The sequence below is a fragment of the Mariprofundus ferrooxydans PV-1 genome, from assembly GCF_000153765.1.
GTDB classification, from domain to species: domain Bacteria; phylum Pseudomonadota; class Zetaproteobacteria; order Mariprofundales; family Mariprofundaceae; genus Mariprofundus; species Mariprofundus ferrooxydans.
Window position 1 is genome coordinate 1115848 of sequence record NZ_DS022294.1, and the last position, 16303, is coordinate 1132150.

The window sequence follows — 16303 nt, forward strand, 5'->3', positions numbered from 1 at the left end:
CTATGCAAGAGCGAACTCCTTGTCATAACCTACAACAGAACATGATCGGAATGATGCGTGAACCCCTGTCATACATCAGACATCAACACATTCTGCAGGAAACGCGATGAATGCACGCATCACACAGTTAATTGATCAAATCAAACAACTGGAAGAGGAACTAACCAACGAGGTCCAGCAACATGAGGATACGCTGCTGTTTCAACTCAAGGGCAAGAGGGTGGAGTTTGAGAAAAGTATCAGGCAGGCCCATCGCCGGTTAAAAACCAATGTCTGGGTCTGGTTGGTGGGCGTTCGCCCCATCAATATTATTACCGCTCCGATTATCTACAGCATGATTATACCATTACTGATCGTGGATCTGACCATAAGCTTCTATCAGATCAGCTGTTTCCCCATCTACAAAATCACCCGGGTCCGACGTAGCGATTATATCGTATTCGACCGCCAGCACCTGGCCTACCTGAATATTTTTGAAAAATTTCATTGTCTTTACTGCAGCTATGCCAACGGACTGGTTGCCTATGTTCAGGAGATTCTGGCCAGAACCGAGCTCTATTTTTGCCCGATCAAACACGCACATAAATTGCTCGCGACCCACAGGCACTATCGCCGCTTCATGAGCTATGGCGATGCTGATAACTACCCCGACAGACTCGAAGCCTTGCGCAAAAGTCTGGATGAAAAAGCTGACAGGTAGAGCCGCGGGTAAGACACAACAAGCCTCGGGATTGAACGGTATATCTGCTGACAAACAGAGGCAGGTATTTCCACTCGTTCATCGGTCACCGATAAGCCGGTAGCCAGCCTGTTTTCCTTCACAAGCAACTCCGGAAACCGATCGTTTACGGCAAGATAAACATCCTCATCGACATCGTCACAGTATGCGAAAAAGCCGGACATGACGGGTCCGACTGACTTGCAGCCCGTAGACATGGCATCGGATGTGCTAGCACTGCGGAGCAACCCCGGCTGATGCCATATACGTACTGCGCCACACCGATACGCAGTACATCAGGCGTCGGATAAAACCGGATGCAGGGAAGGGAACACGATCAATGACGACAGAACATATCGCCGATCTCTGCGTGCAGGAGCAAACGCAGGACATTATCGTCTACCACAAGATCGTGCATCTGGCGCAGCAGCTTGGCATGCCCGAACAGCGAGCCGAACAGCTTGCTGCTTCCGTATCAATTCACAACCGACAGCATCCGGCTGCATCAATAGCTTGTGACATCGAGAGCGGGCCAGACGGGTACAGGCTGGTCATTTCATCCGGAACATGGCGGGAGCTGGCAAGTCTGCCTGCAGCCCCCGATGCAGCACTCATCAGGGAGGAGCAGGCATCACTACCGGATATGTCTCTCTCCACCTTATTACAACTGATGCAGACCAGGCACGACGACCTGCAACGGCAGCGTAATTCACTGATACAGGAAGTAGATCGTCTGTCGGCCAAGCTACAGCACAATTGCAGAGAGATGGAATACCAGTCCAGACACGACACCCTGACAGGACTGGCCAACAGACCGATGCTGGCAGAGCGGGCCATGCATGCTTTCCAGATTGCCCGCCGTCAGGCCTTCAAGTGTTGTTTGGTGTTGATGGACCTGAAAAAATTCAAACAAATCAACGATGCTCTGGGGCAGCAGGTCGGTGACCTGCTGCTGCAGGCAGTGGCCAGTCGCTTCAAGCAGGCCGTGCGCTCCTCCGATACGCTGGCCAGGGTCGGCGGCAATGAATTTGCCGTGCTGCTGCTCAATAACGACATTGAGCAGGCGGAAATCGTCGCCGAAAAACTGCATCATGCGCTGAATCCATCATTTGAGATGCAGGGGCATATATTGAACATCGACGTCAGTATCGGCATCGCTGAATTTCCGACTCACGGCGAGGACATCGCGGATCTGATGCAGCGCGCCAACGCGGCAATGCATCATGCAAAAAACAACAAGATGGACACAATGGTTTATCAGTCACTGCTGGATGAACACAGCCTGGAGCGGCTCTCTCTGTTCAACGAACTGAATGAGGCCATTACGACCGGAACACTGGAGCTCTATTATCAGCCGCAGGTAGTGACCCATGGTGAAGGCATCCCGTCGCTGGAGGCTCTGATTCGCTGGCCGCATCCGGTCAAAGGCATGGTCTTTCCCGACAGGTTTATTCCGATGGCCGAGGATTCCGGACTGATTATCCCGATGACATGGTGGGTGCTTGAGTCTGCCATGGAACAGTGTGCCGCATGGCATCGGGCCGGCTTGCCTGTAACGGTGGCTGTCAACTTCTCCGCCCACTGTCTGCAAGAGGACGATATCGTGCAGCGTATTGCCGACTGCATCAAACGACACAACCTGCCGGATCATTCACTGGTACTGGAAATCACCGAAAGCATGATTATGGCCGACCCCCATCAGGCCTCCACGGTACTGCTGGAGATCGACAAGTTGAAGGTCGATGTATCCATTGATGATTTCGGCACAGGTCACTCATCACTGGCCTACCTCAAGCACCTGCTGGTGGATGAATTGAAAATCGACCGCTCCTTTGTCATGGGCATGCACGAACATAAAAATGATGAGGTGATTGTACGCACAGTCATCAGCATGGCCCACAATATGGGCCTGCGCGTTGTCGCCGAAGGCGTGGAAACCCGACGGGACTGGGATGCGCTGACAGCCATGAACTGTGATCGTATTCAGGGCTATTTTATCAGCCGGCCGCTGCCGGTAGAGCAAATCACCCGCTGGCTGGAAGCCTTTGTCCGGGACGGGTTGCAACCGGATGAATAGCATACAATAGTGGATGCATGGCAGAGGCCATTCACTTATCACCCTGAAATAACCGGCTCAAACCCTCTGATTGAGAAGGCAGGGGAGCCTCCCGATCCAACATCCATACCAGAACATCGCGCCAAACCACTTCCGCCTGCAGATCGCGCAGCAGCATGTGGTAACCGTTGCTGTAGAACTGCAAGCGTACTGCCCTGCCCGCACCGACCACCGGAGCAAAGGCATCCAGCACGGCCGCCCGGGGAATCACCTGATCCTTTTCGCCGTACAGGATCAGTGCCGGCGAGGTCAGCTTCGGCACGACTTCCGAGGCCTCCTGCATCAGGTTGACCAACCCGTAAATCGTATCGACACGCGTCTCCTTGATCACCAACGGGTCGCGGCCCAGAGCGATCAGCATCGCCCGGTTATCGGATGCAACCACGCCGAGGGATGAGCCGGTAAAGCGTTTCCACGGAATCGTGTATGCGGCCAGCCTCAGTCCCCACTGCTGCCAGATCGGCATGGCGTGCCAGCCCCACACGGCCGGTGCAGAGAGAATCACACCATCCACACGCACCGATGTCTCAGCCAACGCCTCAAGAACAACTGCCGCCCCCATGCTCTCTCCCAGCAGATAGACAGGCACTCCCGCATGCCTCTGCCGGATCAGAGCGACAAAGGCGTTCAGATCCAGGGCAAAAGCCTGCCTGCCCGGCCAGTAACCATGATTCAGCGAGGCCCCGAATCCGCGTTGATCATAGGCATACACAGCTATGCCGCGCCTCGACCACCAGGTTGCTGCAGGCTCGATAAAGTGCGAATAATCATTGAACCCGTGCAGGGCAATGATCACCGCCCGGGGTGCACCTGTCGGTAACCAGCGCTGCACAGGCAGCCGGGTGCCGTCAAAGGAGACAAACTGCCCGGCGATCAGACTCGGCGTAACATGCAGTTTCTCCGGCGGGATAAACTTCGGTGCACAGCCACACAGCACCCCCAGCAGCAGCAAGGCAGAACATAGCGACAAGGTACGCGACAACAGCAGCTTCATGCCCCGCAATCTATGGGTCGCCAGCGCCCCTGCCAACTTCACCCATAGGCAACGCAACAATGTCTGCTATGCTCGCGCTTTCCCACTCTCGGACTTGTGGTGATCGCAGCAAGCAGACACAGCTTGCCGGGTAGCACTGGTCCGACAGACTCCCGGGAGGAGAGAACCATGCCAAACAGTGTTGGAGCAAAACGAAATGCATGTCCGTGATGCACTGCAACAACGACAATCCACCCGCGCCTTTCTGGACAAGCCGGTTGATCAGACCCTGATCGAGCAGCTGCTGAATATGGCACGCCATGCCCCGTCCGGTGCCAATACCCAGCCGTGGCAGGTAGCCGTCGTAACCGGCGAAACGAAGCGCGCACTGCAAGAGCAAATCCTTCAGCGCTTTCACAGTGGCGAACAGGCCCACATGGATTACCACTACTACCCCCGACAATGGCAGCAACCGTATCAGGCACGTCGGCGGGAGTGTGGACTGCAGCTGTACAACGCGCTGGATATTGACCGGGAGGACAAACAGCGGCGGCTGGATCAATGGGCCGCTAACTACCGAGCCTTTGATGCGCCCGTCTGCCTGTTCTTCTTTCTCGATGCCTCCATGGAAGCCGGTGCATGGCTGGACGCCGGCATGTTTATCCAGTCACTGATGCTTGCCGCCACTGAGGAGGGGGTAGCCAGCTGTGCGCAGGCGGCACTGGCCGAATATCCGGACATCGTCAAAACTGCGCTCGGCTATCCTGATGACAGCATCCTGCTCTGCGGCATGGCGCTGGGTTATGCCGATACGGACGCACCGGCAAACAATTATCGCACCCCGCGTGCAGATATGCATACTTTCGCCCACTTTTTTAATTGAAGGATGTGCGAATGAGTCACCGATCTATCGTAGTTATGGCCTCCGGTCGCGGTAGCAATCTGGCTGTTATCCTGGATGCTATCGCATCCGGAGTCTGCCCGGCTGATATACGAATGGTCATATCCGATAAGGCAGGTGCAGGTGCATTGACTATCGCACGCCAGGCCGGCATCAATGAAGTGCTGCATATCAATCCGAAAGATTATGCTGATCGGGCGGCCTATGACAGCGCCTGTGGCGATGCCATTGAACGGAGCGGATCTCACTGGATTGTTCTGGCCGGATATATGCGCATCCTCTCCGCAGCCTTTGTGCAACGCTTTGCCGGTCGCATTATCAATATCCATCCTGCCCTGCTGCCATCCTTTGCCGGTGCTGACGGCGTAGGTGATGCGCTTGCTTATGGCGTCAAAGTCAGCGGTTGCACCGTTCACCTGGTAAATGAGGTCGTCGATGGCGGAGCGATTCTGGCCCAGTCCGTCGTACCGGTACTGGATGATGATGACCGGGAGAGCCTGCATGCCCGCATCCAGCAGGAGGAACACCGTCTCTATCCGGCGACGCTGAAACGTATCGTCGAAGAGGGTTTCCGGCTCGATGGCCGGCGGGTGATCTGGCACAAACCCTGAATCCGTCACATACCCGACCTGCTATTGTGCGTCAGGTCACATCGGCCGGCCCCCTGATACATAGCTTCCACCCCATAAAAACAGGGAACGGGCCGGAGGTTTAACCGGCTTCAGGGAGCTTTAAATGCGGTATTGGTACGATAGAGAGTGGTTCACCGGCAAGATGATCATGCGACTTGCAGCAGGTCTGCTGCTCATGATGCAGGGCGCCTGTGCCACCCACACCTCCCATCTGACGATGGATCGCAACACGCAAAAATCGGTCAGGGTGATCGGCTTGCCGCAGATCCAGGTCAACAAGCAAATTGATATCCGCCAGGAAAACCCTGTTTACGCCATTATCGGTATCAGTGCAAAAATGGTGCAGCAACTCGCCCGCCAGGCCAAACGCATCCAGTATCAGGATGAAAACCCTGCCCTGTTGCAGCAGTGCCTGAACCAGATGCGTGCGGGGATAAAACAACGACTGCGCAAGCAGGGCTATATCGTCAAAGACCTGGATATGACCTACTGGCAGGCGCTCTCCGGTTACCGCAAAAACGACAAGCGCGTTGAGGGCGTGGATGCACTGCTGAGAATTGATATCAAACAGTTCGGCTATTTTTCCGGCTCGCCCTTCAAGCCCTACCGTCCGGGCATGGTGATGGTCGCCGACCTGGTCTCGACCGATGACCGAAAGACTCTGGCATCAAATGTATATAACGTTGGCTTTGACCGCGAGGATGTCTCACTGTTGTCATTCCGCGTGGATTATGCGACCAGTGTATATGTAGCTGATGATCAATATTTTTATAAGAATTTCGACACTCTGCTGTCAAAAGCCAAACAGAGCGCCGGAGGCCTGAAGTTCGTGGCGCGGGTCGCCGCAGAGAGCGTAGCCGGCGACCTGAAGAAAAGAGATAACGGTTACCTGATGGTTAAACGCTGATCAGCACCTGTATCAGCTGCACATTCACGCTTTTGCAGCATCCATCACATCACTGACCCGCTGCTGGTGGGCCGTTTCAGCCCTATGCAGCGGCAGGCGAACAAAAAAGGATGAGCCCTCCCCCTGCTTGCTCTGCACCCAGATATCACCTTCATGGGCATCAACAATTCGCTTGCAGATTGCCAGACCCAGCCCGGCTCCCTCACCGTCTTTCCGGCAACGGGCATCATCGGCACGGAAAAAACGGTCGAACAGCGCCCCTTGTTGCTCCTCGGCAATACCCGGTCCTTCATCACGCACGCAGATAATGACTGACTCTTTCACGGCTGTCGCCGACAGATAGATGGCTGAGTGCTCCGGTGCATGTTTAAATGCATTGGAGAGGAGATTCATCATTGTGCGTTCAATCTGGGTGGCATCGCCCATGATCTCCAGGTCATCCTCGATATCCATCTCCAGCGCGACATGCTGACTATCAAACAGAATCAGATGTTGCTGACCAACCTCCTGCAACAATAGCGACAGATCGACCGGCGTCTGGACCAGTTCAAGTTGCCCCGCATCGGCACGCGCCAGCGTCAGCAGATCGTTCACAATACGCTGGATGCGGTCGATCGTACCCAGCTGCTGGCGCAGGATTTGCTGATATTCGCCTTCGCTGCGCGGGTGTCTCAGGGCCACCTCGATCTCGCCCTTGAGGATGGTAAGCGGCAAGCGCAACTCATGCGATGCATCGGCAGTAAAGCGCTTTTGTGCCATAAAGCTTGTTTCCAGGTCGGCAAACATCTTGTTAAGCACCCGTACCAGCAAACCAATCTCTTTCTCCTGGGCGCGTGAAGTCAGACGTCGCGACAGGTCGCCGGCAGCCACTGCACGGGCAATACGGGTAATTTCCTGAATCGGATCAAGTGCCCGCTTGGCCATATAATAACCGGCTCCGGCACTGATCAGGATAGAGATCGCGCCGAGTATGCCGCCGATCAGATACATCAGATTGAATACCGAGCGGATATCGGACGTGCTGTGACCGAGCAGCAGCGATGCAATAATGCGGTTATCCCGGTAGATCGGAAACGCAATGACACGGACATTGGCTTTGTTCAGCAGCGATTCGGTTGAGGCAAATGCCGGTCTACCGCTGCGAAAGGAGATACCCAGCGCCCGGCTGATATCATTGCCGCCGCGATCAATCAGGGAGCGATCGGAGCGAAACAGCTCCAGGCCGTTGGCGCTGATCAGCTGGATCGCGCCGGCATAATGATCGGCGAAGTTGCTCATATGAGCCGACCAGAAATAGCTGGATGTATCTTCCAGGCTACTGGCCAGCGAGGTGGCCTGATTGGTCAGCTCCTCATCCACCTCGTTGTACACGCGATTGGAGAGTGCTGTATAGAGCAGCAGACCGGCAAACAACAGAATGCCCAGCTCCAGCGACACATACATCAGCGCCAACCGTCCGCGGAAGGTGCGAAACATGTTGGATCGCACCCTGTTAAGGATGCCTAAAGGATTAATACTCAGTGCCAATCGGCTCAAGCTGGCGGCGTATCGTCTGTCAGCAGATAGCCCTGCCCGCGCAGTGTGTGCAACAGCGACACATCAAACCCCTTGTCGATCTTTGAGCGCAAATGGCTGATATAGACATCAATCACATTGCTCTCCGGGTCAAAGTTCATATCCCAGACATGCTCGCCGATCAGGGTGCGTGAAAGTACCTTGCCGGGATTGCGCATCAGGTACTCAAGCAGGGCGTACTCCTTGGTCGTCAGGCGAATGGAGCTGCCCTGACGACTGACACGGCGACTGATCGGGTCCAGCTCCAGATCTGCCACTTTCAGAACCGGCGACTTACTCTCCGACTTGCGGCGCAACAGTGCCCGCACGCGAGCCAGCAGCTCCTCAAATGCAAACGGCTTGGCCAGATAATCATCGGCTCCGGCATCCAGTCCGCGCACCTTGTCTTCCACCGAATCACGGGCCGTTAACATCAGCACCGGCGTGGATACGCCACTGGCACGCAACTCGCGACAAACCACCAGACCATTCTTCTTGGGCAGCATCAAATCGAGAATAATCAGGTCATAATCATTGACCTCAGCCAAAAATTCGCCGTCTTCGCCGTCATAGGATATATCGACAGCATGGCCCTCTTCCTTCAGCCCTTTCTGAATAAAATGCGCAACACGCTCTTCGTCTTCAACCACCAGAATCTTCATGCGGCTTAGTGTAGCATTCGACATGCCGTTTCGTGAAGCGGGAATATCAGGCAGGGGGTGGAATGATGGATTACAGCATAGTCAGCAAGAAGCCGTTATACCGCGGTTTTTTCTCCATGGACGAGTGGGAGGTTACACATGAGCGCTTCGATGGCGGCCAACAAACCGTACTACGCGAGAATATGGAGCGCGGCGATGCAGCGGCCATGCTGCTCTATGATCCGCACACCGATCAGGTACTGCTGCTGGAGCAGTTTCGTATCGGCCCTGTGGCTCGGCGGGATAACCCGTGGCTGATCGAGATCGTCGCCGGCATCGTCGATGATGGCGAAAGCGTTGAGCAGGCCATCATCCGGGAAGCGCACGAAGAGGCGGGATTTGCGCCTTACCAGACAACCTGGCTGGGCCGTTACTATACAACCCCGGGCGCCTGCTCCGAGCGCATTGACCTCTATCTCGGACTGGTGGACAGTCAGGCGCCGGTCGGTGAGGGCGGCGGCATCGCCGATGAACATGAGGATATCCGCAGCTTCTGGGTATCAAAAGATGAGGCGCTGCAGATGCTGGCCGACGGGCGCATCGCTTCCGGCGCGCCGATGCTGGCACTGATGCTCGCCTTCGGTTGGAAAGGCGTGGTGTAAAACAGATTTTTCGTCATTACCGTACAATGCTTTATTATATAAGACGCGCTTTTGACTTGGTCTGCACAGGCTGCGCGATTAGCGTGCCGCGATGACTGACACATCCACTCCCACCATCACTATTATCGGTGCAGGTCTGGCCGGCTCGGAAGCTGCCTGGCAGCTGGCCCGGCGCGGCATTCGCGTGCGCCTGCATGAGATGCGCCCGACCACGATGACCCCGGCACATAAAACAGGAAACTGCGCGGAGCTGGTATGTTCCAATACATTCCGCGCCGATCATCTGGAAAACGCCGTCGGCCTGCTGCACGAAGAGATGCGTCGCATGGATTCGCTGATTATGCGCTGCGGCGACGAGGCACGCATCCCGGCCGGTACGGCGCTGGCGGTGGATCGCGAGCAGTTTTCCGCACTGGTCACTGCCGCACTGACGGCCGAGCCGCTGATCGAAATCGTCCCCGGCGAAGTCACCGATATCCCACCCGAAGGCCTGGTACTCATCGCCTCAGGCCCGCTGACATCCGACACGCTCTATGACCGGATTCAGAATCTCACCGGTGAGGACCGGCTCTGCTTTTTCGATGCCATTGCACCTGTCGTTGATGCCGAATCGGTCAATATGAAGATCGCCTACTGGAAAAACCGCTACGATAAAAATGTGGCGGAGGGCGAGGCCGGTGATTACCTCAACTGCCCGATGAACGAGGCCCAGTACAAAGCATTTGTTGCCGAACTGGTCTCAGCCGAAAAAGTCGCATTCAAGGGCTTTGAAGACATCCCGTTTTTCGAAGGCTGTATGCCGATTGAGGAGATGGCCGAGCGCGGGGAAGACACGCCCCGCTTCGGACCGATGAAGCCGGTCGGGCTCGATCACCCGGTCAGCGGCGAAAAGGCCTATGCCGTGGTGCAGCTGCGCCGCGACAACCGCATGGGCAGCCTGCTCAATATGGTCGGTTTCCAGACCAAGATGACTTATGGCGAGCAGAAGCGTGTATTCACCATGATCCCGGGACTGGAGCAGGCCGAGTTTTTCCGCCTCGGCTCACTACATCGCAACACCTTTATCAAGTCACCCGCCCTGCTGGATAACACACTGCGGCTGAAAAAAGAGCCGCGGATTCTGTTCGCCGGCCAGATTACCGGCGTGGAAGGCTATGTGGAATCTGCCAGCATGGGATTGATGGCCGGTCGTTTCCTGGCAGCCATGGCGCATGGCGAAGAGCCGGAAGCACCACCTGCCGACACCGCTCACGGTGCACTGCTGGCGCATATCTCACAGACGCGGGTTGAGGATTTTCAACCGATGAATATCAATTTCGGCCTGCTGCCGCCGGGCAAAAAACGCGACGGCAAACGCCGCTTTTCACGCGCGGAGCGTCGCCGTTCAGTTTCCGACAAAGCACTGGCGGTACTGGATGTGTGGCTGAAAAAGTCATAACTCGCCGGTGAAGCAATCGCCGGTTCTTGCCGATTTCAGATCAGGCGGGGATGCAACTCTGAGGCTATATCGGTCAGCTGCTGCTTGAGCCAGGCCGGACCGGGCCGGTGATGCTGCTCAAACGAGCGTCTCTCCAGCTCTCTTAAGACCGGAATCAGTACATCCAACTGGCGCGGCAGATAGGTCAGCATCGCCTGCAATACCTGCTGCCGGATCTCCCACTGCAGCCGGCCGGCACTGCTATGCAGGATATTGAGCAGTGCATCATCATCCGAGGGCGGGGCCAGCACACACTGCTCCATGGCCAGCAAGCGTGAAGAGAGCTCCGGCGGCAGTGCCGTCACATCACCGCGCCATGCCAGCGTCACAGCCCGTTGCTGATCGCGCCCCCGTTCCAGGCAGTGAAACAGGGCCTGGGCAACAGGCACGGCAAGCACTCCGGGCTGCACATCCAGCATCCACATCGAGCTGCCCTCCAGCTCACGCATCCACTGCTCAACCAGTTGCCATGCCGGCAGATCCGACAGGGCCGATACCTCCAGCAGCGCGATATTATCGCTTTCACGTGCCAGCGTGCGCAGCAGATGTGTTTTGCCGGCCGGATCCAGTGAGCGCAACCACAATGAACCGCCATGCACACACCATAAAGCCATACGATCACAGGCTTCATCAACGCCGTCATGACGAATCCAGTCGCCGTAGTCATAACGCTCCGGCAGGCTCAAAGCCAGCCGCATCTGGGACTGTACCGGCATCAGCGGTTTTCCGCGTGAACGGCTTTGCGCATCCACAGCACCATATACTGGATACCGGAGATGCAAGTGAAGGCAAACGTCAACCAGACAACTGTCTGCAGGATCATCGCCCCGGGCGTCTGCCAGGCCATATTGGCCAGCACGCACAGCACCAGCATAATTTGCAGGAATGTAGTGATTTTTGAGGTAAACAACGGCGTCATTTCCAGCTTATGCGTTACCATTTCATAGGCCGTCGCACCAAGCACGATGACCATATCGCGAAAGACCACTGCCAGAAACAGATAGGTCGGTATATGCGCCAGAAAATAGAGTGCGACGATGGTGCTGATCAGCATCAGCTTGTCGGCCAGCGGATCCATAAAAGCGCCGACCGTGCTGCGCTGGTTGAACATGCGCGCAATCGCGCCATCAAGCATGTCGGTGATACCCGCAACCCCCATCAACAACAGCGCAAAGGCAGGTTCCCCCTCCAGCATCGCATAAACAATGAATGGCGTGATAATGATACGCGCCAGCGTCAGAATATTGGGAATATTGAGTATGCGATCCTGCTTCTGCTTCACCGGGCAGGCATCTCCCGGGCAACCCAGCCCTCAATCGTCGGCGTCAGTGTCATGCCGCGATGGGCAAACCAGTCACGCAACCAAAGATCGTCCGCCCCCTTCAGATGCAAACGATATTGCTGCCCGTCGCGATTCACCTGCCGGAGAGAGAGATCAAGGATGCGCGGATTCTGGCGCAGATCCTGCTCAAACAGAATCTGTTCAGGCAGGGATGCATGGCGCTCCACTTTCAACAGCAGGTAACCCTCCGCAACCGGTGGCCTCGCGCTCGCTGCGACTTCGCCACCTGTCTCTACATGCTGTTGCGGAAGCGTGACAGCAGGCGCGGCAGCTTCTGTCTGTTCCACATAGGCATCACGCGCCTTAAGCAGTACTTCCTCCAGCCACGGCCGCAACTGCAGGACCGGATCACCGGAAGCCAGACGTCGCGTTTCGGCATATTCGCCCAGACGAGTGCCACCACGCACGCTCAGACTGACCTGACTACTATCCAGCCAGCGCCAGTCCAGCACCAACGCCGGAGCGGCGCTGTTGACGACATAACCCAGCTGAGCCGACTCTCCCTGAACCATGTCGTGCAGCCGGGCCGCCGACTCGGGCATGCTCCGGCCTGCTGCATTCTGCAGGTTGATTGTCACGTTCCATGCAGGAGGCTCGGCAATATAGGGAATATGATGATCTTTCAGCCAGGAGAATACGCGCCGGGGCTGAAAAATTATCATAATGCCGGCATCACCCGGCGTTGCACGTTGCAGAAAACGCAGACCCTTTACAGTCGGAATATCACGCTGCGCCTGTTTCGGCACAATACGAGCCCATAGACGGGGCAGTGCCATATCCGCAGCCTGTGCGATATTCGATCGCAGAAAATCCAGCGTAATACCCTTCGCCTCATCAGGCGCTACCAGAATCTGCATCCGCGCATCAGTTGCCGCCAGCGCCGGTTGTACCAGTAGCAACAGCGCTGCAAAACACGCTCCGGATATCAGGCGATACATTATTTCACCACACGCAGATGACTGACTTTTCGTTCACGCGGCTCATCATCTGTATCAGTACCGGCACCACCATCGATCACCGTCATCGGCGATGCTGTAGCTTCGTTGTTATTTGCCTCTGTCTGCCCGACCAGCTCCTCGCTCTCACCATCCGCCATACCGCGTGCAGCCTCCACCATGCTTTTGATCATTTCCGGCACACTGTCTTCCCAGATGATTCCCTGCTCCAACTCGCCTTCCGGCTGATAGGCAGCCCAAATCGTATGCATCGGGATTCGGCAGGGGAAAACCTGGCCGGAAAACGAAAAGTCTGAATCCAGACGGTCATCCCTGATATGGATTTGCTGCGGCATGCGCAGACTCAGTACCAAACGCAGCGCGGGATCACCTTTCAGGTTATCCGGCACAATCACATCGTCGCCGGTAGCATCCACGACAACGTAAATGCGTCCGTAGCGGTTGAAGTACTCTCGCAGTTCCCTGGCCTTAGCCGCATCAGCAAAGCTCAGACTCATGACATGACCTGCTCATCATATTTGTGGTGGTATCGCCCAAATGTATCAATATGCAAGATAAGACCCCCGGTGCAGCCCAAGGCTAACGGCAAAGGGCAGGAAGATAAAATGCGGAGTGGCTCTGTAAGCCGGGTTCTGTCTCCCGCCGGAGCGGGGAGATGGTCATTCATCTGGGCCTGCCATTACTGACAGGCTCGAGCAGCCTACCCGGAAGCAAACGCGGGCCACGTTTGGCGCTTCCCTATTTGGCCTTGCTGCGAGCGGGGTTTACCGTGCCCCGGTCCGTTACCGCACCGGGCGGTGCGCTCTTACCGCACCGTTTCACCCTTACCGCGGCATGCCGCGGCGGTCTGTTTTCTGTGGCACTTTCCCGGGGTCACCCCCACCGGACGTTATCCGGCGCTCTGCCCTGTGCAGCCCGGACTTTCCTCGACAGGTTAAACCTGCCGCGACCATCCGAGCCACTCCGCACTGCGCAGTGTAGGAACTTTCTTGCATAAACGCACTGTACTTGTTTTTGGCCGGACTTTATCCGCCTTCGCGCGGGCGCAATCGCGCCGAATACTGACTATTCCGCTTGCGTCACTGTCAGCGTGATCTAGCCTCTGGCCTATGACAACTCTCTCCCCACCCGACAACCCGCTTATCCAGAGCATCAGCACTGAACTACCGCTGTTTGACAAAATCAAGCCGGAACATGTGCTACCGGCGCTGGCACATGCACTGAGCGAAGCACGTCAACAGGTGGTAACCCTGACGACACAGACAGATCCGACATGGACGAACCTGATGCAGCCGCTGGAGGCCATGGATGAGATGCTCGGGCGGGTATGGGGGCCGGTCACCCATCTTAATGCCGTCTGTGATTCGGACGAGATGCGATCCGTTTATCAGCAGGGCGTGGCGCAAATGTCGGAATGGCATACGGAGCTGGCCCAGAATGAGCTGCTCTACGCAGCCATGCGCAAGATCCATGAGCGCCCTGATTTCGCCATGCTCAGCCGCGAACGCCAGCAGGTCCTGGAGCATGCATTGCGCGACTTCCGCCTCTCCGGTGCAGAGCTGGAAGGCGAGTCCAGAACACGTTTCAAGAGCATCATGCTGCGCCTCTCCGAGCTCTCCACCACATTCAGTCAGCATGTGATGGATGCAACCCAGGCTTTCGAGTTGCATCTCACCGACACAGCCGATATCGCAGGCCTGCCGGAATCGGTAGCTGCAGCGGCGGCTCAGCGTGCCGAACAGCAAGGCAAGGATGGCTGGTTAATCACGCTGGATGCGCCCTCCTACATTCCGTTCATGCAATATGCCGAGAACAGCGGCTTGCGCCAACAGATCTATACCGCATATGTAACCCGCGCATCGGCAGGTGAATTAGATAACGGCCCGCTCATCCGTGAAACGCTGTCGCTCAAGGCGGAGGCTGCGACGCTGCTCGGATTCAATAACTACGGGGAATACTCACTGGCCACAAAAATGGCTGGCAGCGTGAAGGAGGTCACTGCATTCCTGCGCGAACTGGCGGAAAAATCTAAAGCCTTCGCCAGACAGGATCTGGAAGCCCTGCAGGATTTTGCCGAGGATGAACTCGGCCTGAGCGAGCTCAAGGCGTGGGATATTGCATTTGTCTCCGAGCGGCTGCGCCTGAAGACGTTTGCCGTATCACAGGAGGAGCTGAAGCCCTACTTTCCCGAGCAGAGTGTGATCAACGGCATGTTCGGCCTGGTTGAGAGGCTCTACGGCATTGCCATTCGCCCCAATGAGTCGGTGCCACGCTGGCATGCGAATGTACACTACTATGAGCTGTTCGACACCGACAATCAGCAGATCGCCGCCTTCTATCTCGATCCCTATGCGCGAGCGCACAAACGCGGCGGCGCATGGATGGATGAGTGTGTCACCCGCTGGCAGCGACCGGATGGGCAACTACAACTGCCGGTAGCTTATCTCGTATGCAACTTCGATGCCCCGGTCGGCGATAAACCGGCATTGTGGACGCATGATGAGGTAACCACGCTGTTCCACGAATTCGGCCACGGCCTGCATCATATGCTGACGAAGGTTTCGGAGCTGGGCGTATCGGGCATCCGCGGCGTCCCGTGGGATGCGGTCGAGTTGCCCAGCCAGTTTATGGAGAACTTCTGCTGGGAAAAAGAGGTGGTTGACCTCTTCGCCCGTCACTATGAAACAGGGGAAACGATGCCGGATGCGCTGTTTAACCGCATGCTGGCAGCTAAAAACTTCCAGAGCGGCATGCAGATGCTCAGGCAGGTGGAGTTTTCCCTGTTCGACATGCTGCTGCACAGCGACTTTGACCCGACAGGCGAGGAATCCGTGCATGATCTGATCGATCAGGTACGCGATGAGGTGGCAGTACTGAAACCTCCTGCATTCAACCGCTTTGAAAACAGCTTCTCACATATCTTTGCCGGCGGCTATGCGGCGGGTTACTACTCCTACAAGTGGGCCGAACTGCTCTCCGCCGACGCATTTGCCGCCTTCGAGGAAGAGGGCATCCTCAACACCGCTACCGCCGCGCGCTTTCGCGGACATATCCTCTCTATCGGCGGCAGCAGCAACATCATGGACGCATTTACCGCATTCCGCGGTCGCAAACCAACGGTCGAAGCGCTGCTGCGCCACTCCGGCCTGACTGCACAAGGAGATTCACATGGATAATCACGTCACCATCACCGATATCAGAATGCCGTTCCTGTCTATGGTGTTCTTCATGGTCAAGTGGGCTATCGCCTCGATCCCCGCCTTTTTCATTCTGTGGATCATCGGCTCTGTTCTGTTTGCCCTGCTCGGCCACTTGTTCACCCCGCAGCCGTTCTAAATAGCCTCACAGAACCAAATACAGCTGACAGCGCCGGCACGGCAGCGTTTCTGTAGCGGCATCTGCATCAGTGTGGATAATCCGCTTT

Annotated in this window: 16 protein-coding genes and 1 other RNA gene; 9 read left to right on the plus strand and 8 right to left on the minus strand. The window is 56.4% G+C overall.

Features of this window, described 5'->3' with window-relative positions; translation table 11 throughout:
- Positions 1-106: 106 nt before the first annotated feature.
- Both SPV1_RS05120 and SPV1_RS05125 read left to right on the plus strand, forming a co-directional pair.
- Positions 107-700: a hypothetical protein gene (locus tag SPV1_RS05120; protein ID WP_009850059.1), complete on the plus strand. Its 594-nt coding sequence runs from the start codon at positions 107-109 to the stop codon at positions 698-700.
- A gap of 358 nt (positions 701-1058) precedes the next feature.
- Positions 1059-2795, plus strand: a complete 1737-nt coding sequence (locus tag SPV1_RS05125) for a putative bifunctional diguanylate cyclase/phosphodiesterase (RefSeq protein WP_009850060.1) — start codon at positions 1059-1061, stop codon at positions 2793-2795.
- Positions 2796-2826: 31 nt separating this feature from the next.
- Here SPV1_RS05125 and SPV1_RS05130 read toward each other — a convergent pair whose 3' ends face one another.
- Positions 2827-3828 (minus strand): alpha/beta hydrolase, encoded by a 1002-nt coding sequence (locus SPV1_RS05130; RefSeq protein WP_009850061.1) that lies wholly within the window; start codon positions 3826-3828, stop codon positions 2827-2829.
- 196 nt (positions 3829-4024) lie between these two features.
- On the opposite strand from SPV1_RS05130, the gene SPV1_RS05135 reads away from it, so the two are divergent.
- The 3 genes from SPV1_RS05135 (at position 4025) to SPV1_RS05145 (ending at position 6247) form a co-directional block, all read left to right on the plus strand.
- Positions 4025-4690 carry a nitroreductase gene (locus SPV1_RS05135; RefSeq protein ID WP_009850062.1) on the plus strand — a complete coding sequence of 222 codons (666 nt, stop codon included), beginning with the start codon at positions 4025-4027 and terminating at the stop codon, positions 4688-4690.
- A gap of 35 nt (positions 4691-4725) precedes the next feature.
- Complete coding sequence (gene purN / locus SPV1_RS05140) at positions 4726-5319, plus strand: phosphoribosylglycinamide formyltransferase (protein WP_009850063.1); 594 nt, start codon at positions 4726-4728, stop codon at positions 5317-5319.
- A 124-nt stretch (positions 5320-5443) separates the two neighbouring features.
- Positions 5444-6247 (plus strand): hypothetical protein, encoded by an 804-nt coding sequence (locus SPV1_RS05145; RefSeq protein WP_040881494.1) that lies wholly within the window; start codon positions 5444-5446, stop codon positions 6245-6247.
- Positions 6248-6271: 24 nt separating this feature from the next.
- On the opposite strand, the gene SPV1_RS05150 is transcribed toward SPV1_RS05145, so the two are convergent.
- Both SPV1_RS05150 and SPV1_RS05155 read right to left on the minus strand, forming a co-directional pair.
- Entirely contained in the window at positions 6272-7735 is a 1464-nt protein-coding gene (locus SPV1_RS05150) for a sensor histidine kinase (protein WP_231288290.1), read from the minus strand.
- A gap of 44 nt (positions 7736-7779) precedes the next feature.
- Positions 7780-8463, minus strand: coding sequence for a heavy metal response regulator transcription factor (locus SPV1_RS05155; RefSeq protein WP_009850066.1), 684 nt, complete (start codon positions 8461-8463; stop codon positions 7780-7782).
- 62 nt (positions 8464-8525) lie between these two features.
- Between SPV1_RS05155 and SPV1_RS05160 the strand changes: the two genes are divergently transcribed.
- A complete protein-coding gene (locus tag SPV1_RS05160) occupies positions 8526-9104 on the plus strand; it encodes an NUDIX domain-containing protein (RefSeq protein WP_009850067.1) in 579 nt (192 codons plus the stop codon).
- A gap of 91 nt (positions 9105-9195) precedes the next feature.
- Positions 9196-10542 (plus strand): methylenetetrahydrofolate--tRNA-(uracil(54)-C(5))-methyltransferase (FADH(2)-oxidizing) TrmFO, encoded by a 1347-nt coding sequence (gene trmFO / locus SPV1_RS05165; RefSeq protein ID WP_009850068.1) that lies wholly within the window; start codon positions 9196-9198, stop codon positions 10540-10542.
- A gap of 35 nt (positions 10543-10577) precedes the next feature.
- Here the strand turns inward: trmFO and SPV1_RS05170 are convergent, their stop codons facing one another.
- The 5 genes from SPV1_RS05170 to rnpB all read right to left on the minus strand — a co-directional run bounded on the left by SPV1_RS05170 (position 10578) and on the right by rnpB (position 13844).
- The gene (locus SPV1_RS05170) at positions 10578-11297 is read right to left on the minus strand and encodes a hypothetical protein (RefSeq protein ID WP_009850069.1); all 720 of its coding nucleotides are present in this window, start codon (positions 11295-11297) and stop codon (positions 10578-10580) included.
- The gene (locus tag SPV1_RS05175) at positions 11297-11863 is read right to left on the minus strand and encodes a CDP-alcohol phosphatidyltransferase family protein (protein WP_009850070.1); all 567 of its coding nucleotides are present in this window, start codon (positions 11861-11863) and stop codon (positions 11297-11299) included. The genes SPV1_RS05170 and SPV1_RS05175 overlap by 1 nt, the downstream gene beginning before the upstream one ends.
- Positions 11860-12861, minus strand: a complete 1002-nt coding sequence (locus SPV1_RS05180; RefSeq protein ID WP_009850071.1) for a hypothetical protein — start codon at positions 12859-12861, stop codon at positions 11860-11862. Before SPV1_RS05180 ends, SPV1_RS05175 begins: the two co-directional genes overlap by 4 nt.
- The gene (locus SPV1_RS05185; RefSeq protein ID WP_009850072.1) at positions 12861-13376 is read right to left on the minus strand and encodes a ClpXP protease specificity-enhancing factor SspB; all 516 of its coding nucleotides are present in this window, start codon (positions 13374-13376) and stop codon (positions 12861-12863) included. Before SPV1_RS05185 ends, SPV1_RS05180 begins: the two co-directional genes overlap by 1 nt.
- Before the next feature lie 108 nt (positions 13377-13484).
- An RNA gene (rnpB, locus tag SPV1_RS13925) (RNase P RNA component class A) lies at positions 13485-13844 on the minus strand.
- A gap of 144 nt (positions 13845-13988) precedes the next feature.
- Between rnpB and SPV1_RS05190 the strand changes: the two genes are divergently transcribed.
- Both SPV1_RS05190 and SPV1_RS14495 read left to right on the plus strand, forming a co-directional pair.
- Complete coding sequence (locus tag SPV1_RS05190) at positions 13989-16055, plus strand: M3 family metallopeptidase (RefSeq protein ID WP_009850073.1); 2067 nt, start codon at positions 13989-13991, stop codon at positions 16053-16055.
- Positions 16048-16215: a hypothetical protein gene (locus tag SPV1_RS14495; protein ID WP_009850074.1), complete on the plus strand. Its 168-nt coding sequence runs from the start codon at positions 16048-16050 to the stop codon at positions 16213-16215. Before SPV1_RS05190 ends, SPV1_RS14495 begins: the two co-directional genes overlap by 8 nt.
- The last annotated feature ends 88 nt before the right edge of the window (positions 16216-16303 follow it).